This is a genomic window from Streptomyces sp. NPDC048600, from assembly GCF_055587025.1.
This window is the reverse complement of record NZ_JBVJGZ010000041.1, coordinates 1-19,844: the sequence shown is the minus strand read 5'-3', so window position 1 is coordinate 19,844 and position 19,844 is coordinate 1. Positions and strand designations below refer to the sequence as shown.

The 19,844-nt window shown below is 71.2% G+C and carries 16 protein-coding genes and 1 pseudogene; 13 read left to right on the top strand and 4 right to left on the bottom strand.

All coding sequences use genetic code 11. The features are described 5' to 3' along the window. The first annotated feature begins 153 nt into the window (after positions 1-153). On the top strand, positions 154-3,186 hold the full coding sequence (gene uvrA / locus ACZ6SQ_RS35175; protein WP_469569486.1) for an excinuclease ABC subunit UvrA: 3,033 nt from the start codon (positions 154-156) through the stop codon (positions 3,184-3,186). 211 nt (positions 3,187-3,397) lie between these two features. Here uvrA and ACZ6SQ_RS35170 read toward each other — a convergent pair whose 3' ends face one another. Further along, positions 3,398-3,970 (bottom strand): YceI family protein, encoded by a 573-nt coding sequence (locus ACZ6SQ_RS35170; protein WP_469569484.1) that lies wholly within the window; start codon positions 3,968-3,970, stop codon positions 3,398-3,400. Positions 3,971-4,084: 114 nt separating this feature from the next. Between ACZ6SQ_RS35170 and ACZ6SQ_RS35165 the strand changes: the two genes are divergently transcribed. Continuing rightward, the gene (locus ACZ6SQ_RS35165; RefSeq protein ID WP_469569481.1) at positions 4,085-4,951 is read left to right on the top strand and encodes a helix-turn-helix domain-containing protein; all 867 of its coding nucleotides are present in this window, start codon (positions 4,085-4,087) and stop codon (positions 4,949-4,951) included. 46 nt (positions 4,952-4,997) lie between these two features. Here ACZ6SQ_RS35165 and ACZ6SQ_RS35160 read toward each other — a convergent pair whose 3' ends face one another. Together ACZ6SQ_RS35160 and ACZ6SQ_RS35155 are read right to left on the bottom strand one after the other, a co-directional pair. After that, complete coding sequence (locus ACZ6SQ_RS35160; protein WP_469569479.1) at positions 4,998-5,915, bottom strand: carbohydrate kinase family protein; 918 nt, start codon at positions 5,913-5,915, stop codon at positions 4,998-5,000. 108 nt (positions 5,916-6,023) lie between these two features. Next, positions 6,024-7,109, bottom strand: coding sequence for a LacI family DNA-binding transcriptional regulator (locus ACZ6SQ_RS35155; RefSeq protein WP_469569477.1), 1,086 nt, complete (start codon positions 7,107-7,109; stop codon positions 6,024-6,026). A gap of 243 nt (positions 7,110-7,352) precedes the next feature. On the opposite strand from ACZ6SQ_RS35155, the gene ACZ6SQ_RS35150 reads away from it, so the two are divergent. Further along, positions 7,353-7,781 carry a Rieske (2Fe-2S) protein gene (locus ACZ6SQ_RS35150; RefSeq protein ID WP_469569474.1) on the top strand — a complete coding sequence of 143 codons (429 nt, stop codon included), beginning with the start codon at positions 7,353-7,355 and terminating at the stop codon, positions 7,779-7,781. A gap of 150 nt (positions 7,782-7,931) precedes the next feature. Here ACZ6SQ_RS35150 and ACZ6SQ_RS35145 read toward each other — a convergent pair whose 3' ends face one another. Beyond that, positions 7,932-8,879, bottom strand: a complete 948-nt coding sequence (locus ACZ6SQ_RS35145) for a hypothetical protein (RefSeq protein WP_469569472.1) — start codon at positions 8,877-8,879, stop codon at positions 7,932-7,934. A gap of 441 nt (positions 8,880-9,320) precedes the next feature. Here ACZ6SQ_RS35145 and uvrC point away from each other — a divergent pair, with 441 nt between their 5' ends. From uvrC to ACZ6SQ_RS35095, 10 genes and pseudogenes are all read left to right on the top strand, one after another. Continuing rightward, entirely contained in the window at positions 9,321-11,513 is a 2,193-nt protein-coding gene (gene uvrC, locus ACZ6SQ_RS35140; protein WP_469569469.1) for an excinuclease ABC subunit UvrC, read from the top strand. Continuing rightward, a complete protein-coding gene (gene rapZ / locus ACZ6SQ_RS35135; RefSeq protein ID WP_469569467.1) occupies positions 11,510-12,529 on the top strand; it encodes an RNase adapter RapZ in 1,020 nt (339 codons plus the stop codon). Before uvrC ends, rapZ begins: the two co-directional genes overlap by 4 nt. Beyond that, on the top strand, positions 12,526-13,593 hold the full coding sequence (locus ACZ6SQ_RS35130; RefSeq protein ID WP_386385409.1) for a gluconeogenesis factor YvcK family protein: 1,068 nt from the start codon (positions 12,526-12,528) through the stop codon (positions 13,591-13,593). The genes rapZ and ACZ6SQ_RS35130 overlap by 4 nt, the downstream gene beginning before the upstream one ends. Next, positions 13,584-14,573 carry a DNA-binding protein WhiA gene (whiA, locus tag ACZ6SQ_RS35125; RefSeq protein ID WP_356692047.1) on the top strand — a complete coding sequence of 330 codons (990 nt, stop codon included), beginning with the start codon at positions 13,584-13,586 and terminating at the stop codon, positions 14,571-14,573. The genes ACZ6SQ_RS35130 and whiA overlap by 10 nt, the downstream gene beginning before the upstream one ends. A gap of 699 nt (positions 14,574-15,272) precedes the next feature. Further along, positions 15,273-16,283: a type I glyceraldehyde-3-phosphate dehydrogenase gene (gene gap / locus ACZ6SQ_RS35120; RefSeq protein ID WP_469569463.1), complete on the top strand. Its 1,011-nt coding sequence runs from the start codon at positions 15,273-15,275 to the stop codon at positions 16,281-16,283. Positions 16,284-16,453: 170 nt separating this feature from the next. Next, a complete protein-coding gene (locus ACZ6SQ_RS35115) occupies positions 16,454-17,665 on the top strand; it encodes a phosphoglycerate kinase (RefSeq protein WP_469569461.1) in 1,212 nt (403 codons plus the stop codon). A 6-nt stretch (positions 17,666-17,671) separates the two neighbouring features. Further along, positions 17,672-18,448, top strand: a complete 777-nt coding sequence (gene tpiA, locus ACZ6SQ_RS35110) for a triose-phosphate isomerase (protein ID WP_469569459.1) — start codon at positions 17,672-17,674, stop codon at positions 18,446-18,448. 145 nt (positions 18,449-18,593) lie between these two features. After that, positions 18,594-18,824: a preprotein translocase subunit SecG gene (gene secG, locus ACZ6SQ_RS35105; RefSeq protein ID WP_189770205.1), complete on the top strand. Its 231-nt coding sequence runs from the start codon at positions 18,594-18,596 to the stop codon at positions 18,822-18,824. Positions 18,825-19,085: 261 nt separating this feature from the next. After that, entirely contained in the window at positions 19,086-19,373 is a 288-nt protein-coding gene (locus tag ACZ6SQ_RS35100; protein ID WP_019885342.1) for an RNA polymerase-binding protein RbpA, read from the top strand. A 178-nt stretch (positions 19,374-19,551) separates the two neighbouring features. After that, positions 19,552-19,844: pseudogene (locus ACZ6SQ_RS35095) on the top strand (glucose-6-phosphate isomerase); the annotation flags it as partial.

Sequence of the window (19,844 nt, the reverse complement as noted above, 5' to 3'; positions counted from 1 at the left end):
GTGCTATATGGTCGGGCGTGGCGTCGGGCATGCTGGAAGGCCGGGGATTGTTGACAACCGGTGAATCCGTCCGTCGTTGTCAGTGGCTCGCCCTAGTCTGAGAAGGCGGGGGCCTCGCCCCTGTCTCTTCTCTCAAGAAAGGTGCGGACCGGCGTGGCCGACCGTCTCATCGTCCGTGGCGCGCGCGAGCACAACCTCAAGAATGTCTCGCTCGATCTGCCACGCGACTCGCTCATCGTCTTCACGGGCCTGTCGGGATCGGGCAAGTCCTCGCTGGCGTTCGACACGATCTTCGCCGAGGGCCAGCGGCGCTACGTGGAGTCGCTCTCCTCGTACGCCCGCCAGTTCCTCGGCCAGATGGACAAGCCGGACGTCGACTTCATCGAGGGCCTCTCCCCGGCCGTCTCGATCGACCAGAAGTCGACCTCGCGCAACCCGCGCTCCACGGTCGGCACCATCACCGAGGTCTACGACTATCTGCGTCTGCTCTTCGCGCGCATCGGCAAGCCGCACTGTCCCGAGTGCGGCCGCCCCATCTCGCGCCAGTCGCCGCAGGCCATCGTCGACAAGGTCCTCGAGCTGCCCGAGGGCAGCCGCTTCCAGGTGCTCTCGCCGCTGGTGCGCGAGCGCAAGGGCGAGTTCGTCGACCTCTTCGCGGACCTCCAGACCAAGGGCTACTCCCGCGCGCGGGTGGACGGCGAGACCATCCAGCTCTCCGACCCGCCCACGCTGAAGAAGCAGGAGAAGCACACCATCGAGGTGGTCGTCGACCGCCTCACCGTCAAGGACTCCGCCAAGCGCCGCCTGACCGACTCCGTCGAGACCGCCCTCGGTCTCTCCGGCGGCATGGTCGTGCTCGACTTCGTCGACCTCCCCGAGGACGACCCCGAGCGCGAGCGCATGTACTCGGAGCACCTGTACTGCCCGTACGACGACCTGTCCTTCGAGGAGCTGGAGCCGCGCTCCTTCTCCTTCAACTCGCCCTTCGGCGCCTGCCCCGAGTGCACCGGCATCGGCACGCGCATGGAGGTCGACCCGGAGCTGATCGTCCCGGACGAGGACAAGTCCCTCGACGAGGGCGCCATCCACCCCTGGTCGCACGGACACACCAAGGACTACTTCGGCCGGCTGATCAGCGCCCTCGCCGATGCCCTGGGCTTCCGCACCGACATTCCCTTCGCGGGCCTGCCGCAGCGCGCCAAGAAGGCCCTCCTCCACGGCCACAAGACGCAGATCGAGGTCCGCTACCGCAACCGGTACGGCCGTGAGCGTGTGTACACGACCCCGTTCGAAGGCGCCGTCCCCTTCGTCAAGCGCCGGCACAGCGAGGCCGAGTCCGACGCCAGCCGGGAGCGCTTCGAGGGCTATATGCGCGAGGTGCCCTGCCCCACCTGTGCGGGCACCCGCCTGAAGCCCATCGTCCTCGCGGTCACGATCATGGAGAAGTCGATCGCCGAGGTCTCGGGCATGTCCATCAGCGACTGCGCGGACTTCCTGGGCAAGCTGAAGCTCAACGCCCGCGACAAGAAGATCGCCGAGCGGGTGCTGAAGGAGGTCAACGAGCGGCTGCGGTTCCTGGTCGACGTCGGCCTCGACTACCTCTCGCTCAACCGCGCGGCGGGCACCCTCTCCGGTGGCGAGGCCCAGCGCATCCGGTTGGCCACCCAGATCGGTTCCGGCCTCGTCGGCGTCCTCTACGTCCTCGACGAGCCGTCCATCGGCCTGCACCAGCGCGACAACCACCGGCTGATCGAGACCCTGGTCCGGCTGCGCGACATGGGCAACACGCTCATCGTCGTCGAGCACGACGAGGACACCATCAAGGTCGCCGACTGGATCGTCGACATCGGCCCCGGCGCCGGCGAGCACGGCGGCAAGGTGGTGCACAGCGGCTCCCTCAAGGAACTGCTCGCCAACGCCGAGTCGCAGACCGGTCAGTACCTGTCGGGCCGGAAGTCGATCCCGCTGCCGGACATCCGCCGCCCGCGCGACCCGGGCCGGCAGCTCACCGTGCACGGCGCCCGCGAGAACAACCTGCAGGACATCGACGTCTCCTTCCCGATCGGCCTGTTCACCGCCGTCACCGGCGTCTCCGGCTCCGGCAAGTCGACGCTGGTCAACGACATCCTCTACACACACCTCGCCCGCGAGCTGAACGGCGCCCGCAGCGTGCCGGGCCGCCACACCCGCGTGGACGGCGACGACCTCGTCGACAAGGTCGTGCATGTCGACCAGTCGCCCATCGGCCGCACTCCGCGGTCCAACCCGGCGACGTACACCGGCGTCTTCGATCACGTCCGCAAGCTGTTCGCCGAGACCACCGAGGCGAAGGTCCGCGGATACCAGCCGGGCCGCTTCTCCTTCAACGTCAAGGGCGGACGCTGCGAGAACTGCGCCGGTGACGGCACGATCAAGATCGAGATGAACTTCCTCCCGGACGTCTACGTCCCGTGCGAGGTCTGCCACGGTGCGCGGTACAACCGGGAGACCCTGGAGGTCCACTACAAGGGCAAGTCCATCGCCGAAGTGCTGAACATGCCGATCGAGGAGGCCACGGAGTTCTTCGAGGCCGTCCCCTCGATCGCCCGGCATCTGAACACGCTCAAGGACGTCGGCCTCGGCTATGTCCGGCTCGGCCAGTCGGCGACGACCCTGTCCGGCGGCGAGGCCCAGCGCGTCAAGCTCGCCAGCGAGCTCCAGAAGCGCTCCACCGGCCGCACGGTCTACGTCCTCGACGAGCCGACCACCGGTCTGCACTTCGAGGACATCAGCAAGCTGCTGAAGGTCCTGGCCGGTCTGGTCGACAAGGGCAACACGGTCATCGTCATCGAGCACAACCTCGACGTGATCAAGACGGCGGACTGGGTCGTCGACATGGGCCCCGAGGGCGGTGCGGGCGGCGGTCTCGTCGTCGCCGAGGGCACGCCGGAGGAGGTCGCAGGGGTGCCGACCAGCCACACCGGCAAGTTCCTGCGCGAGATCCTCGACGCCGACCGGATCAGCGACGCCGCCTCGGTGAAGGCCCCGCGCAGGACCGCGGCCAAGACCGTCGCGGCCAAGTCTGCGGCGAAGAAGACGGCCACGGCGAGGACGACCGGAACCGCCAACAGCACGGCGACCAAGAAGGCCGCCGCGGCCACCAAGAAGACGGCGGCCAAGAAGACGACCAGGGCCCGCAAGACCTGAGGCGGGCCGACCGGCACGGCCTTGACCACCCCCGTGTGGTCAGGGCCGAGCCGTGTGGTCCGGGCCGCCCTGAGCGGTCAACGTCGGCCTCTACGGTCAAGGCCGGCCTGAGCGGTCAGGCTGCCCCGAACCCGGCAGAAAGTTCCGGCGCAACGGGACAAAAGAGCGGCGCCCCGCGGGAACTCCCCGCGGGGCGCCGCTCGTTCCACCATCAGCCACCCTGGCCCTGCGGTTCGACGAACTGCATGTCCAGCTGAATCTTGACAACATCACTGAGGAAGCCACCCCCGAAGTCCAGGCCGTAGTCACTGCGCCTGATCTCACCCGTCGCCTCGAAACCGGCGTGCCTGCTCTGATCCGCGGGGGAGTCCACGACCCCGCCGAACTCGACGTCGAGCGCCACGGGACGCGTCACGTCCCCGATGGTCAGGTCCCCCTCCATCGTCCAGTCCTCGTCCTCGCCGGACACCCGCGTCGAGCGGAACGTCATCGTCGGACGCTTCTCCACGTCGAGCAGATCGGCGGACCGGGTGTGCGCGTCCCGGTCGGCGTTCCCGGTGTCCAGAGACGCCAGGGCGATCACGGCGCTCACCCGTACGTCGTCGAGCGTCGCGCCGACGTGCAGACCGGCCTGCACATCGGCGAAGCGGCCGCGCACCTTGGCGATCCCGAGGTGCCGGATCGTGAAGTTCACGGCGGAGTGCAGCGGGTCGAGCGTCCAGTCGCCCGGCGCGAGGGGGAGAGAGCCGGGGGCGAGCGTGTCAGCGGTGTTGTTCTGAGTCATGCCCCCACCCTCCGCGTTCTTCCGGCGCGCAGGGAGACCGCGCTGAGAGTGGTAGTGGCAGGGTGGTAGTCCCAGGGCCACCCTCATGGATCCGGGGCGAGGTACGTTCGATGGGTGAGCGACAACGAGTTGGGCCTGTTCCTGCGCACCCGACGCGAGTCCGTCACCCCCGCCGAGGTGGGGCTGCCGGCCGGGTTCCGCCGACGCACGCCCGGCCTGCGCCGCTCCGAGCTGGCCACGCTCGCGGGCATCAGCGTGGAGTACCTCACCCGCCTGGAACAGGGCCGTGACCGCAACCCCTCGCCCCAGGTGCTCGGGGCCGTCGCCGACGCGCTCAGCCTGTCCCTGAAGGACCGCGTCCTGCTGCGCCGTCTGACCAAGGAGGCGGACGGCGGCGACCCGCTGGTCTGCGCGGCCGCCCCGCCGCTCAGCCGCACCGTGCGGCCCACCGTGCAGGCCGTCCTGGACCGGCTGGAACCCACCCCGGCCGTGGTGATCAACTGGATCGGCGACATCGTCGCCCACACCGACGGCTACGCCCGGCTCGTCGGCCCGATCGGGATGCTCGACGGCGAGCACCCGAATCTCCTCCGGTACCTGTTCACCGACCCACGCGCCCGTGAGGCCCACCAGGACTGGGACCGGGTCGCCGACGACCTGGTCGCCCGGCTGCGGCACGGCGTACCACTGCGCGACCCGTACCTCACCGAGCTGGCCGAGGAGCTCACGGTGACCGCGGGCGCGGAGTTCGCCGACCGGTTCGCGGACCTGTCGGTGACGCCGCGCACCGTCGGCTCGCAGCACATCGAGCACCCCGAGGCCGGGGCAGTGCATCTGCTGCACGAGTCGCTGGCCCTGCCGGAGGAGGGTCAGCAGGTGGTGGTCTACCTGCCGGCGGACGACGCCACGTCCGCAGCTCTGGACCGCCTCAGCGGCCGCCGTCCGGGCGCGCTGCGGGCCGTCGGCCGGGCAGTGAGCTGACCCACGAGCTGCCACATGGGTCGGCACACCGGCCGGGCCGTGGCGGTCAGGGCCGTACGCCGTCCAGTTCCCACGCGTAGGGCGGCTCCGCCCCGGCCCGGGAGCAGGTGACCGCCGCCGCGCGGGCCGCGAAGCGCAGCAGTTCGGTCCAACCGGAGGCACCGAGGCCGGCCAGCGCCTCGGGGGACAGGGCGTCCTGCGCGGCCAGGCCGTGCAGGAGGGCGGCGTTCACGGTGTCCCCGGCGCCGATGGTGTCCACGACGTCGACCCGCTCGCCCGGCACGGAGTGCACGGCACCGTCGCGGGTGTGGGCGGACAGACCGTCGCCGCCATGGGTGATGACGACGGCCGAGGGCCCGGCCGCGAGCCACTCCTTCGGGGTGCCGCCCAGCCAGTGGGCGTCCTCCTCGGAGAGCTTGAGCAGCGACACCGACGGCAGCCAGCCGCGGAACCGGGCGCGATAGGCGTCGGCGTCGAGGATCAGGACCGGCCTGATGTTGGGGTCGAGGGCCGTGAACAGGCCCTCGGCCGCCGCAGTCCGCATCAGCCCCTCGTACGCGCTCGCCCCGGGCTCCAGTACCAGTGAGCAGGTGCCGAAGGACACCGCGCGGGTGCCGGCGGGCAGCGCGGCCGGAGCCGTGAACAGCCGGTCGGCGGTGCCGTCGACGTAGAAGGAGTAGGCGGCCGATCCGCCGTCGCCGATCGTGGCGACCGCGAGGGTGGTGGGCTCAGGGCCGCGCTGTACGTCCGACACGTCCACGCCCGCCGCCCGCAGCCCGTCGAGCAGCGCCTCGCCGAAGGCGTCACGCGAGGCGCGCGAGCAGAAGGAGGTCGGGGAGCCGAGCCGTCCCAGGGCCACGGCCGTGTTGTACGGGCCGCCGCCGAGTGCCGGCTTCAGGGCAGCGAGGGCACCCGTGCCCTGCGGTACCAGGTCGATGAGGGCCTCACCGGCTACGACGATCACGAGAGGGTCCTTTCGGGGGCTGCACCGGGGCGAGCTGCCGCTTCGGGCGGGGGCAGTGGAGGGGGCGGTCGCGGTGGACCGGGCTGCGGGTGCCGGAGCTGTCCGGGGTCACCGGGGCTCGGGCCGGTGGGGGCTGTCGGCGGGCGTCGTCGCCGGGCGTGCCGTGCCCGGAGCGTTCTCCTCCGGGCATCCGCAGGAGGTCCGGTGGACGAAGGCGCACGGGAGCCGCAGTGTCCGGGCGGGGCGTTCCGGGGAGGCGAGACGGTCCAGGAGCACCTGGACGGCCTGGGCGCCGATCTCCCTGCTGGGCTGGGCGATCGCGGTGAGCCGGGGCGAGAAGAGGTCCGCCCAGGCGAAGTCGTCGAAGCAGCACAGGGCGATGTCGCCGGGCACGGACAGGCCGTGGTCGCGCAGGGCGCGCAGGGCACCGATGGTCATCGCGTTGTTGGCGGTGACGAGGGCGGTCGGAGGTGCGGCGAGGGAGAGCAGGGCGGCCGTGGCGTGCTCGCCACCGGTGGCGGCGGAGTCACCGTGGACCACGAGACGCTCGTCGTGGGGCAGCCCCGCGGCGGCGAGGCCGTGCCGGTAGCCGGCGATCCGCTCGCCGGTGGTGCTGAGTCCGGGCAGTCCGGCGACCAGGCCGATACGGCGATGACCGAGCCCGGCGAGATGCTCGATCAGCCGCGCCGTCGGTGCGCTGTTCTCGGCGCAGACCTGGTCGAAGGGCGGGGCGCTGTCCGCGTGGGTGCCGACCAGCCGGTCGAGGAGGACGGCCGGGACGTCGTGGCGGCGCAGATAGGCGAGCAGTTCGCGCGGGTCGGCGGAGGGGGCGACGATCATGCCGTCCACCCGGCGCTCGTGCAGCAGCTGGACGGCCTTGCGTTCGTGCTCGGGGTCGTCGTGCGGGTCGGCGATGAGGAGGCTGTAGCCGTGCTCCAGGGCAGTGGCCTCGACACCCTGGAGGATCTCGGTGAAGTACGGGTTGCTGATCGCCGAGACCGCGAGGCCGATGGAGCGGGTGCGGGAGGTCACCAGGGACCGGGCGAGGGTGTTCGTCGTGTAGCCGAGCTGTTCGACGGCGTCGAGGACGGCCTGCCGGGTGTGCGGCAGCACGGGCCGGGTGCCGTTGAGCACGTGCGAGACGGTCGCCACCGAGACACCGGCGCTGCGTGCGACGTCGGCCATGGTCGGCATGGCGGAACCCCCTCCCCGGACCGGCCCGAGTGGGCCGGGGCGTCGGCCGCGGCGGGCCCTCACGGCGGGAACGTATCCCATCCGGGCCCAGACGTAAACGCTTGCGCAAGCGTTTACGCGCTCACGTGCGCACCCCCGACGCCCCGTCCCCCAGACTCCGCCCCGCGCCCCGCCCCACGGCTTTCCGCGCTCGGGGCCCCGGGTATCGTCGGCACGGCTGCCCCCTGACCTGTGGAGACCCTCATGCCCGGCCGACCCCTCGCGAGCCGTCGAACCGTTCTGCGCGGGGCGGCGGCCGCTCCCGTCGCGGGGCTGGGCCTCGCCGCGTGCTCGCCGGGCGGGGGAGCGGAGGCGACCCCCACCACGCCGACCGCTCCGGTGGACCTCGGTGCCGAGAGCGAGGTGTCCGAGGCCGGTGCCCATCTGCACCTGGACCACAACGTGGTGGTCAGCCGGTCCGCGGACGGCACGCTGAAGGCGTTCAGCACCATCTGCACGCACGGGGGCTGCCCCATCAGCGAGCTGGAGGGGACGACCCTGAGCTGCGCGTGCCACGGCAGCCGGTTCGACGCGCGGACCGGCGAGGTGCTGCGTTCCCCGGCGACCGTGGCACTGACCGAACTGCCGGTGCGCACCGAGAACGGCAGGGTGATCGCGGGGCCGCGGGCCTGACTCCGGCCACGGTTGACACAGCCGTTCCCCAGGCCGGTCACGGGCCTCGGCCCGACCCAAACCGTTCCCCAGGCCCGACACCGGCCGCCGTCGGCCGGACGTGTCCCCGCCTCGTCGGCGGCACAACCCCCGACCGCGACTCGGAAGTCCTTACTCCCAGTCCCACCCGATCCCGACGATCCCCGAGCGCACGCGGGGTTCGACGAGGTGGACGGAGTGGTGGCGGGTGGTGAGGGGGAGTTCCTGCCGGCCGCTGCGGGGAGCCGCCGCCGAGTGCTGGGTGAAGCGGTGGCAGCGCGCCGGGAGAGCGTGCTCGTCGAACCGAACCTGGAGGACGTACTGCCCGCCGGGCGGTCCGAAGCCGCGGACGCACTCGTAGGAGACACCGGCGGTGCCGTCCTCGACGGCGTAGCGGAAGAGGAACGTGTCCCCGGCGCGCAGCCGGGTGTCGAACAGGAGCTCCGCCACCAGGATGCCGGTCTCCTGGTGCCGGAGGACGCGTCCGGTGCGGCAGTTCTCCAGGGCCCGCACCGACATGTGCTCGGGCGAGCAGCCCGGGTCGCCGTGATGGACGGCGAGGAACCGGTCGACCCCGTCCCGGTGGGCTCGCACGACATGGTGCGACTCGCGGTCGAGGAGCTCGCGGTGTGCGCCGATGCGTACCTGCTCGTGATGGCCGAGCAGATGGAGTCCGCCGTCGCGGGGGGACTCCAGTTCGAGGAGGAGGCGCTCCAGGGCGCCCGAGGCCTCGACGAGGGAACGGTAGGAGCGGGCGGCCGGGTGCTGTCCGGGGGCACCGTCCTCCGCCTGCGCGAGCAGCCGTATCAGCGACTCGTCGGGCAGGTGGAGTATCTCCTCCAGGGCACGGACGGCGCGCAGCGACTCGGGGCGCTGCGGGCGGCGGGCACCCTGTTGCCAGTAGCTGAGGCTGGTGACACCGACCTTCACGCCGTAGCGCGACAGGTGGTGCTGGACGCGTTGCAGGGGCAGGCCTCGGGCGGCGATGGCGGCGCGCAGGGCGACGTGGAAGGGGCCGCCGCGCAGAGCCGTGTCCAGTTCCGCGGTGGCGATGTCCGCGTGCTGTGTGGCGTGCGGCATGCAGGGGCCTTTCTGTGTGGTTCACAACGGCTGGTCAGACCGTTCACGCGGGTGCTGCTGGGGCCACCCCGTCGGCGCCGGGGGCTGGGCCCTCCCGCGCGCCGTCGTTCACGGCCCCGAGTTCCAACGCATTGAAGCGTGTTGGCCAAGTCCCGACAACACCTCCGGCCCAACAGTGGTCCAGTCCTCGCCGCCGGGCGCGGCAAGGGTGTCAAATCGGGGCAAACGGCTTCCGGTTGGCCGGTGCGGGTACCGCGCGCGGCCGGTTCACCCGGCTTCCGCGGGTACCGGGCCCGCGCGGGGTGCGCGTGGCGGCCGGTTCCGGTGGCTGTCCGGCGTACGCCGGGTGCCGGGCGGCCGGTCCGGGCGGGGCCGGGCGCGATCCCGGACGTTGTCCACAGGCCCGCCGGAGTGTCACCGCTCGCCAGTAGGGTGTGAGACATGGCCGACCCCTCCAGCTACCGCCCCAGGCCGGGCGAGATCCCGGACTCTCCCGGGGTGTACAGGTTCCGTGACGAGCACCGCCGGGTGATCTACGTCGGAAAGGCGAAGAGCCTGCGCCAGCGCCTGGCGAACTACTTCCAGGATCTGACGAACCTGCACCCGCGCACCCGGACGATGGTGACCACCGCCGCGTCCGTGGAGTGGACCGTGGTGTCCACCGAGGTCGAGGCCCTCCAGCTGGAGTACTCCTGGATCAAGGAGTACGACCCCCGGTTCAACGTCAAGTACCGCGACGACAAGAGCTACCCGTACCTCGCGGTGACGATGAACGAGGAGTTCCCGCGTGTGCAGGTCATGCGCGGCCACAAGAAGAAGGGCGTCCGGTACTTCGGTCCCTACGCTCACGCGTGGGCGATCCGGGACACCGTCGACCTGCTGCTGCGCGTCTTCCCGGTGCGCACCTGCTCGGCGGGCGTGTTCAAGAACGCCTCCCGTACCGGCCGCCCGTGTCTGCTCGGCTACATCGGCAAGTGCTCCGCCCCCTGCGTCGGCCGGATCGAGCCGCAGGAGCACCACGAACTCGCAGAGGAGTTCTGCGACTTCATGACCGGTCGTACCGGCACCTACCTCCGCCGCCTGGAGAAGCAGATGACGGAGGCGGCTGAGGACATGGAGTACGAGCGGGCCGCCCGCCTGCGCGACGACATAGGGGCCTTGCGCAAGGCCATGGAGAAGAACGCGGTCGTGCTCGCCGACGCGACCGACGCCGACCTGATCGCCGTCGCCGAGGACGAGCTGGAAGCGGCCGTGCAGATCTTCCATGTGCGCGGCGGGCGGGTGCGCGGCCAGCGCGGCTGGGTCACCGACAAGGTCGAGGAGGTCACCACCGGCGCCCTCGTCGAGCACGCACTCCAGCAGCTCTACGGCGAGGAGACCGGTGACAGCGTTCCCAAGGAGGTCCTCGTCCCGGCCCTGCCCGAGCCGGTGGAGCCGGTCCAGCAGTGGCTGACCGAGCGGCGGGGGTCGGCCGTCTCGCTGCGCATCCCGCAGCGCGGCGACAAGAAAGCCCTGATGGAGACGGTCGAGCGCAACGCCCTGCAGGCACTCGCCCTGCACAAGACCAAGCGCGCCTCCGACCTCACGACCCGCTCGCGCGCCCTGGAGGAGATCGCCGAGGCCCTCGATCTGGACAGCGCCCCGCTGCGCATCGAGTGCTACGACATCTCGCATCTCCAGGGCGACGACGTCGTGGCCTCCATGGTCGTCTTCGAGGACGGGCTCCAGCGCAAGGGCGAGTACCGCCGCTTCCAGATCAAGGGATTCGCCGGCCAGGACGACGTCCGCTCCATGCACGAGGTCATCACGCGCCGCTTCAGGCGCTACCTGGCCGAGAAGGAGCGCACGGGGGAGTGGACCGACGCGGAGGACGCCGCCGGCCCGCAGCCGGACCCGGCGCTGGTCGCGGCCGACGGCACCCCCGCCGAGGACGCCGCCCCCGCACAGTCCCTGGCCCCCGCCGACGAAGCCGCCCTCGCACAGCCTCCCGCCCCCGGCGAGGCGTCCGCCGCCCTCACCACCCTCACCGACGACGACGGCCGCCCCAGGAAGTTCGCCTACCCGCCCCAGCTGGTCGTCGTCGACGGCGGACAGCCGCAGGTCGCCGCCGCCCGGCGGGCGCTGGACGAGCTCGGCATCGACGACATCGCCGTGTGCGGCCTGGCCAAGCGGCTGGAAGAGGTCTGGCTGCCCGGCGACGACGACCCGGTCGTCCTGCCCCGCACCAGCGAGGGCCTCTACCTGCTCCAGCGGGTCCGCGACGAGGCCCACCGCTTCGCGATCACCTACCAGCGCACCAAGCGCGCCAAGCGCTTCCGGGCCGGCCCCCTGGACGAGGTGCCGGGACTGGGCGAGGCCCGCAAACAGGCGCTGATCAAGCACTTCGGTTCGGTGAAGAAGCTGAGATCCGCGACAATTGACCAGATCTGCGAGGTTCCGGGCATCGGCCGGAAGACGGCGGAGACCATCGCCGTGGCCCTCGCCCAGGCGGCCCCGGCCGCCCCCGCCGTGAACACGGCGACTGGAGAGATCATGGATGACATGGACGACGGGGCACCCGAGACGACGGCGGGCGCCCCGGGGGAGCCCGTACCCGCGGGCGCCCCGGACGAGCGACGGGGGCAGGAGACATGACCGATCACGAGACGCAGCCGACAGGCGATCGAGAGCAGGAACCGCGGACCGCACCGGGCCGCGAGCACCAGGAGCCCGCCGAGCACCGGTCGGCGCTCCTCGACGACGGAGCACAGGTGAGCCAGGACATCACGGGCCCCGGGATCCCCGACGCCGCCATCCCCGAGCTGGTGATCATCTCCGGCATGTCCGGGGCCGGCCGGTCCACGGCCGCGAAGTGCCTGGAGGACCTCGGCTGGTTCGTCGTCGACAACCTCCCGCCCGCCCTGATCCCCACCATGGTGGAACTGGGCGCCCGCTCCCAGGGCAACGTGGCGCGGATCGCGGTCGTCGTCGACGTGCGCGGCCGTCGCTTCTTCGACAATCTGCGCGAATCCCTCGCCGACCTCGACGGCCGGGGCGTCACCCGGCGCATCGTCTTCCTGGAGTCCTCCGACGAGGCCCTGGTGCGCCGCTTCGAGGGAGTGCGCCGCCCGCACCCCCTCCAGGGCGACGGCCGCATCGTCGACGGCATCGCCGCCGAGCGTGAGCTGCTGCGCGAGCTGCGCGGCGACGCCGACCTGGTCATCGACACCTCCAGCCTCAACGTGCACGAGCTGCGCGCCAAGATGGACGCCCAGTTCGCCGGCGAGGAGGAGCCCGAGCTGCGGGCCACGGTGATGTCGTTCGGCTTCAAGTACGGCCTCCCTGTCGACGCCGACCTCGTCGCCGACATGCGCTTCCTGCCCAACCCGCACTGGGTCCCGGAGCTGCGCCCCTTCACCGGGGTGAACGAGGAGGTCGCGGCCTTCGTCTTTAACCAGCCCGGCGCCAAGGAGTTCCTGGACCGCTACGCCGAGCTGCTGCGCCTGATCGCCGCCGGCTACCGGCGCGAGGGCAAGCGGTACGTGACCATCGCCATCGGCTGTACGGGCGGCAAGCACCGCTCGGTGGCGATGTCGGAGAAGCTCGCCGCGCGCCTCGCGGCAGAGGGCGTGGAGACGGTGGTCGTGCACCGGGACATGGGACGCGAATGACAGGACGTACTCCCCGGCTGGGCCGACTGCGCAGGGCGATGCCCGACGCCCGGACCGGCCGGCCCGTCGAGGCCCGGGGCGCCCGTGCGCGCCGCCGCGGCACCCAGCCCAAGGTCGTCGCGCTCGGCGGCGGCATGGGGCTCTCGGCCTCGCTGGCCGCGCTGCGCCGGATCACCGGTGACCTCACCGCCGTCGTCACCGTGGCCGACGACGGCGGCTCCAGCGGGCGCCTGCGCGACGAACTGGGCGTACTGCCGCCCGGCGACCTGCGCAAGGCGCTGGCCGCGCTGTGCGGCGACGACGACTGGGGCCAGACCTGGGCCAGGGTCATCCAGCACCGCTTCCACTCCAAGGGCGACCTGCACGACCACGCGGTCGGCAACCTGCTGATCGTCGCCCTGTGGGAGCAGCTCGGCGACCATGTGCAGGCCCTGGACCTGGTCGGCAAGCTGCTCGGCGCGCACGGGCGGGTGCTGCCCATGTCCGCCGTGCCGCTGGAGCTCGAGGCGCTGGTCAAGGGGCACGACCCGGACCGCCCGGACGAGGTGGACACCGTGTGCGGCCAGGCGACGGTGGCCCTCACCCCGGGCGAGGTCCAGTCGGTGCACCTGGTGCCGCACGACCCGCCCGCCGTCCCGGAGGCCGTCGCGGCCGTGCTGGACGCCGACTGGGTGGTGCTCGGCCCCGGCTCCTGGTTCTCCTCGGTCATTCCGCACCTGCTCGTGCCCGAACTGCTGGACGCGCTGCTGGAGACGAAGGCCCGCCGGGTACTCTCGCTGAACCTCGCCCCGCAGCCCGGGGAAACCGACGGCTTCTCACCGCAGCGTCATTTGGAGGTTTTGGGACGACACGCCCCTAAACTCGCCCTGGACGTGGTGCTGGCCGACGAGGCCGCCGTGCCCGACCGCGACTCGCTGACCGATGCCGCCAAGCGCTTCGGGGCCGCGGTCGAGCTGGCGCCGGTGGCGCGGCCCGACGGGACCCCGCGGCACGACGCGGAGCTCCTGGCCGCCGCGTACGACCGTATTTTTCGGATGCATGGAAGGATCGGCCCATGGCGATGACGGCAGCGGTGAAGGACGAGATCTCCCGGCTCCCCGTCACCCGGACCTGCTGTCGGAAGGCTGAGGTCTCCGCCATTCTGCGGTTCGCCGGCGGCCTTCATCTGGTCAGCGGGCGCATCGTGATCGAGGCGGAGCTGGACACCGCGATGGCGGCCCGCCGCCTCAAGCGGGACATCCTCGAGATCTTCGGCCACAGCTCCGAGCTGATCGTGATGGCGCCGGGCGGACTGCGGCGCGGCTCGCGGTACGTGGTGCGCGTGGTCGCGGGCGGCGACCAGCTGGCCCGGCAGACGGGTCTGGTGGACGGGCGGGGCCGGCCGATCCGCGGGCTGCCCCCGCAGGTGGTGTCCGGTGCCACCTGTGACGCCGAGGCCGCCTGGCGCGGTGCCTTCCTGGCGCACGGCTCGCTCACCGAGCCCGGCCGCTCCTCCTCCCTGGAGGTGACCTGCCCCGGCCCCGAGGCCGCGCTCGCGCTGGTCGGCGCCGCCCGCCGGCTGTCGATCGCGGCGAAGGCCCGTGAGGTGCGCGGTGTGGACCGGGTCGTGGTCCGCGACGGCGACGCGATCGGCGCGCTGCTCACCCGCCTCGGCGCCCATGAGTCGGTGCTGGCCTGGGAGGAGCGCCGGATGCGCCGCGAGGTGCGGGCCACGGCGAACCGTCTGGCCAACTTCGACGACGCCAACCTGCGCCGTTCGGCGCGGGCCGCGGTCGCCGCCGGGGCGCGGGTGCAGCGTGCCCTGGAGATCCTCGGTGAGGAGGTGCCCGAGCACCTCGCCGCGGCCGGCCGGCTGCGCATGGAGCACAAGCAGGCCTCCCTGGAGGAGTTGGGCGCGCTCGCCGACCCGCCGCTCACCAAGGACGCCGTGGCCGGCCGTATCCGCCGTCTGCTGGCCATGGCCGACAAGCGCGCGTCCGACCTGGGCGTCCCGGGCACGGAGGCCAACCTCTCCGAGGAACTGGCCGACAACCTGGCGGGCTGACGTACACCCAGCGGGTGACGCGGGCTGACGCACGCCCCACCAGTGACGTCTGCCGACGTACGCCCAACCTGGTGATGCGGACCGACCACCGCACCGGATCGAACCGCACCGCCCCAGAGCGCCGGTGCCGATGCCCACCCGGGCAGCCGGCACCGGCGTTCGCACGTCCGGGACCGGTGTCCGCACGTCCGGGACCGGTGTCCGCCCGTCCGGCACCGGCGTTCGCACGTCCGACACCGAAGACGAACGACCGCCGACGACCGGCCCCGGCCCCTGGCCCGCACCCCGGCCCGCACCCGTGACTCGCCCCTCCCGCACCCCCGGCCCGCACTCCGCGACGCGCCCCGCCCCACCCCAGAACCCCCAACCCCTGGCCGACAACGCCGTCTTGACGCACCCTCCGGCGGACGTGAGCCTGACACCCGCACGCCGCCGCACGCAGCCGGTAGCGAACGGTCCGCGCCAGGCGTCGGAGGGGGTCGGAAAAGGGGCGACCTCCGAGAGCCCTTTCGAGTGACGAGGGCTGTCCGGCGGGCCGGTCCGTACCCCTACTGGTGGGTAAGGGCGGCAGTGCCGTGTATGGGCCGTCTGGATGTCACCTCCGGCGCTTCTGGGAGGTAGGGTCGTAGGCGGTCGGGGACATCCCAAATACAGCTCGCCGGCACCTCATGGCCGGCGTACCAACGAGGAGATCGGTTCGTGACGATCCGCGTAGGCATCAACGGCTTCGGCCGCATCGGTCGTAACTACTTCCGCGCGCTCCTGGAGCAGGGTGCCGACATCGAGATCGTGGCTGTCAACGACCTGGGTGACACCGCGACCACCGCCCACCTGCTGAAGTACGACACGATCCTGGGCCGCCTCAAGGCAGAGGTCACCCACACCGCCGACACCATCACGGTCGACGGTCACACCATCAAGGTGCTCTCCGAGCGCAACCCGGCCGACATCCCCTGGGGTGAGCTGGGCGTCGACATCGTCATCGAGTCGACCGGCATCTTCACGAAGAAGGCCGACGCCGCCAAGCACCTCGAGGGTGGCGCCAAGAAGGTCCTCATCTCGGCTCCGGCCACCGACGAGGACATCACCATCGTGATGGGCGTCAACCAGGACCAGTACGACGCGGCCAACCACAACGTCATCTCCAACGCCTCCTGCACCACCAACTGTGTGGCGCCGATGGCGAAGGTGCTCGACGAGAACTTCGGCATCGTCAAGGGCCTGATGACGACGGTGCACGCGTACACCAACGACCAGCGCATCCTCGACTTCCCGCACAAGGACCTGCGTCGCGCGCGTGCCGCCGCCGAGAACATCATCCCGACGACCACCGGTGCCGCCAAGGCCACCGCGCTGGTCCTGCCGCAGCTCAAGGGCAAGCTGGACGGCATCGCCATGCGCGTCCCGGTTCCCACCGGCTCGGCCACCGACCTGGTCGTCACCCTCCAGCGCGAGGTCACCAAGGACGAGGTCAACGCCGCGTTCAAGAAGGCCTCCGAGGACGGCGACCTCGCCGGCTACCTGGCCTACACCGAGGACCAGATCGTCTCCTCGGACATCGTGAGCGACCCGGCCTCCTGCACCTTCGACGCCTCCCTGACCATGGTCCAGGAGGGCAACACGGTGAAGATCCTCGGCTGGTACGACAACGAGTGGGGCTACTCCAACCGTCTCGTCGACCTCACCAAGTTCGTCGGCGACCAGCTCTGATCCCTGATCGGCTGAAGCAGACACCTTGAAGCGCGAGCAGGGCTCGGACCAGGCGCAGGGACGCGCCCGGTCCGGGCCCTGACGCGCGTCGCGACCGTCCCACCTCTCTAGGATCGGGCCTGGTCAACCGGTCACGAGCAGAACGAGCCCTCCGTAGGAGCCCCCCGAAAATGAAGACGATCGACGAACTCCTCGCCGAAGGAGTCGCGGGCAAGCGGGTATTCGTCCGCGCCGACCTGAACGTGCCGCTGGACGGCACCACCATCACCGACGACGGCCGCATCCGCGCCGTGCTGCCCACGGTCAAGGCGCTCGCCGAGGCCGGCGCGCGCGTCGTCGTCGCCTCGCACCTGGGCCGCCCCAAGGGCGCCCCGGACCCGGCCTTCTCGCTCGCCCCCGCCGCCGCGCGCCTGGGCGAACTCCTCGGCGCCGACGTCGCGTTCGCCACCGACACCGTCGGTGAGTCGGCGCGGGCCACGGTCGCGGGCCTCGCCGACGGCCAGGTGGCGGTCATCGAGAACCTGCGCTTCAACGCCGGTGAGACCAGCAAGGACGACGCCGAGCGGGCCGAGTTCGCCGGGCAGCTCGCCGCCCTCGCCGACATCTACGTCGGCGACGGCTTCGGCGCGGTGCACCGCAAGCACGCCTCGGTGTACGACCTCCCCGGCAAGCTGCCGCACTACGCCGGCTACCTCATCGCCACCGAGGTCGGCGTGCTGAAGAAGCTCACCGACGAGGTCCGGCGGCCCTACGCCGTGGCCCTCGGCGGCTCCAAGGTCTCCGACAAGCTGGCCGTCATCGACCAGCTGCTCGGCAAGGCCGACCGCATCCTCATCGGCGGCGGCATGGCCTTCACCTTCCTCAAGGCCAAGGGCTACGAGGTCGGCACCTCGCTGCTCCAGGAGGACCAGATCCCGGCCGTCACCGAATACCTGGAGCGCGCCGAGAAGCTGGGCGTCGAGCTCGTGCTCCCGGTCGACGTCGTGGTCTCCCCGGGCTTCCCGGACCTGAAGGCCAAGGCGCCCACCGAGCACACGGCCGTCGACGCGGACAAGATGCCCGAGGGGCAGCTCGGCCTGGACATCGGCCCCAAGACCGGCGAGCTGTACGCCGGCAAGCTCACCGACGCCGCGACCGTCTTCTGGAACGGTCCCATGGGCGTCTTCGAGCACCCCGACTACGCCGAGGGCACCAACGCGGTCGCCCAGGCCCTCGTCGACTCGGACGGGTTCACCGTCGTCGGCGGCGGAGACTCCGCCGCGGCCGTGCGTACGCTCGGCTTCGACGAGAACGCGTTCGGACACATCTCGACCGGTGGCGGCGCCTCCCTCGAATACCTCGAGGGCAAGACGCTCCCCGGCCTCGCCGCACTGGAGGACTGACCCCGCATGACCACCCGTACGCCGCTCATGGCGGGCAACTGGAAGATGAACCTCAACCACCTCGAGGCCATCGCCCACGTCCAGAAGCTCGCCTTCGCGCTCGCCGACAAGGACTACGACGCCGTCGAGGTCGCCGTCCTGCCGCCCTTCACCGACCTGCGCTCCGTGCAGACCCTGGTCGACGGCGACAAGCTGAAGATCAAGTACGGCGCCCAGGACATCTCCGCCCAGGACTCCGGCGCCTACACCGGCGAGATCTCCGGCCCGATGCTGGCCAAGCTGAAGTGCACCTACGTGGCCGTCGGCCACTCCGAGCGCCGCCAGTACCACGCCGAGACCGACGAGATCGTCAACGCCAAGGTCAAGGCCGCCTACAAGCACGGCCTGACCCCGATCCTGTGCGTCGGCGAGGAGCTGGAGGTCCGCGAGGCGGGCAACCACGTCTCCCACACCCTCGCCCAGGTCGAGGGCGGTCTGAAGGACCTCCCGGCCGAGCAGGCCGAGTCCGTCGTGATCGCCTACGAGCCCGTGTGGGCCATCGGCACCGGCAAGGTCTGCGGCGCCGAGGACGCGCAGGAGGTCTGCGCCGCGATCCGCGCCAAGCTCGCCGAGCTGTACTCCCAGGAGCTGGCCGACAAGGTCCGCATCCAGTACGGCGGCTCGGTGAAGGGCGGCAATGTCGCCGAGATCATGGCCCAGGCCGACATCGACGGCGCTCTGGTCGGCGGTGCCTCGCTGGACGCCGACGAGTTCGTCAAGATCGTCCGCTTCCGCGACCAGTGACCTGACCTGCTCGGAGCTCCCCGGGAGGAACCGGGCGGTCCTGAGTATGCGGTAGCGGCGATCCGTCGTACCCTTGCGGGGTCCAGCGCTGTGCTGGGCCCCGCGTCGTCCATCCGAGTCCGAGGAAGTTGGTCCAGCTGTGGTTATGGGGTTCTCCATCGCCCTGATCGTCTTCAGCCTGCTGCTGATGCTGCTGGTGCTGATGCACAAGGGGAAGGGCGGCGGCCTCTCCGACATGTTCGGTGGCGGTATGCAGTCCTCCGTCGGCGGCTCCTCGGTCGCCGAGCGCAACCTCGACCGCATCACCCTGGTGGTCGGTCTGCTGTGGTTCGCGTGCATTGTCGTGCTCGGCATCCTGATGAAGGTCAACAACTGACCCACGGCTCGCCGGTCGGCACGATCCGGTACGTAAGGCCCCATGTTCGGTACGCGCTCGTGAGCGCGGCCTATCATGGGGCTTGCGTCTAGGTGCGGGGCCCCTTGTTACGCCAATCACTGGACGCGCGTTGGGCCTTACGTAGACTGAGGCGCTCGCAACGAGGCGACACGCCGACTCGCTTCGCGGCACCATCACGCAGGGAGTTACACCGTGGCAAGTGGCAACGCGATCCGAGGAAGCCGGGTCGGGGCGGGGCCGATGGGCGAGGCCGAGCGCGGCGAGTCCGCCCCGCGTCTGCGCATCTCCTTCTGGTGCTCCAACGGACATGAGACCCAGCCCAGCTTCGCCAGCGACGCTCAGGTTCCCGACACCTGGGACTGCCCGCGCTGCGGGTTCCCGGCGGGCCAGGACCGGGACAACCCCCCGGCTCCGCCGCGTACTGAGCCGTACAAGACGCATCTCGCGTATGTGAGGGAGCGTCGCAGTGATGCCGACGGCGAGGCGATCCTGGCCGAGGCTCTCGCCAAACTCCGGGGCGAGATCTAGGGGTTGCTCCCCGACCTCCAGGGCTGCCCCCTGGCGTGACCGCTCGGCCGGCCACCTGTTGTTGCCTTCTGCGACGTCCCCGTGTCACTTCGTGTCCCCCGCTGATCAACTAGGTTGGGGCCGGCAGCGGGGCAAGGTACGCAGCAGGGACAGGTAGGAAAGAAGGCTGATGCCCGAGATGAACGCCGAAGGCCGTACCAGGCTCGACCGGACGCCCGAATGGAACGCCCTCCTCAAGCACCGCGAGCAGCTCGGCGAGGTGCGGCTGCGCGAACTGTTCGCCGCCGATCCCGGGCGCGCCTCCTCGTACACGCTCCAGGTCGGCGATCTGCACGTCGACTTCTCCAAGCACCTGGTCACGGACGAGACCCTGCGGCTGCTGCACGAGCTGGCCGTGGCCACGGATGTGTTCGGGCTGCGGGACGCGATGTTCCGTGGTGAGCGGATCAACAACACCGAGCGGCGGGCGGT

Coding starts and splice junctions, on each gene's coding strand:
- ACZ6SQ_RS35155 (WP_469569477.1), bottom strand. CDS start 7,109: ATGCCGACCATGGCCGACGTCGCACGCAGCGCCGGTGTCTCGGTGGCG.
- secG (WP_189770205.1), top strand. CDS start 18,594: ATGGGGTTCTCCATCGCCCTGATCGTCTTCAGCCTGCTGCTGATGCTG.
- ACZ6SQ_RS35145 (WP_469569472.1), bottom strand. CDS start 8,879: ATGCCGCACGCCACACAGCACGCGGACATCGCCACCGCGGAACTGGAC.
- rapZ (WP_469569467.1), top strand. CDS start 11,510: ATGACCGATCACGAGACGCAGCCGACAGGCGATCGAGAGCAGGAACCG.
- uvrC (WP_469569469.1), top strand. CDS start 9,321: ATGGCCGACCCCTCCAGCTACCGCCCCAGGCCGGGCGAGATCCCGGAC.
- ACZ6SQ_RS35115 (WP_469569461.1), top strand. CDS start 16,454: ATGAAGACGATCGACGAACTCCTCGCCGAAGGAGTCGCGGGCAAGCGG.
- tpiA (WP_469569459.1), top strand. CDS start 17,672: ATGACCACCCGTACGCCGCTCATGGCGGGCAACTGGAAGATGAACCTC.
- ACZ6SQ_RS35130 (WP_386385409.1), top strand. CDS start 12,526: ATGACAGGACGTACTCCCCGGCTGGGCCGACTGCGCAGGGCGATGCCC.
- ACZ6SQ_RS35170 (WP_469569484.1), bottom strand. CDS start 3,970: ATGACTCAGAACAACACCGCTGACACGCTCGCCCCCGGCTCTCTCCCC.
- whiA (WP_356692047.1), top strand. CDS start 13,584: ATGGCGATGACGGCAGCGGTGAAGGACGAGATCTCCCGGCTCCCCGTC.
- ACZ6SQ_RS35150 (WP_469569474.1), top strand. CDS start 7,353: ATGCCCGGCCGACCCCTCGCGAGCCGTCGAACCGTTCTGCGCGGGGCG.
- ACZ6SQ_RS35100 (WP_019885342.1), top strand. CDS start 19,086: ATGGGCGAGGCCGAGCGCGGCGAGTCCGCCCCGCGTCTGCGCATCTCC.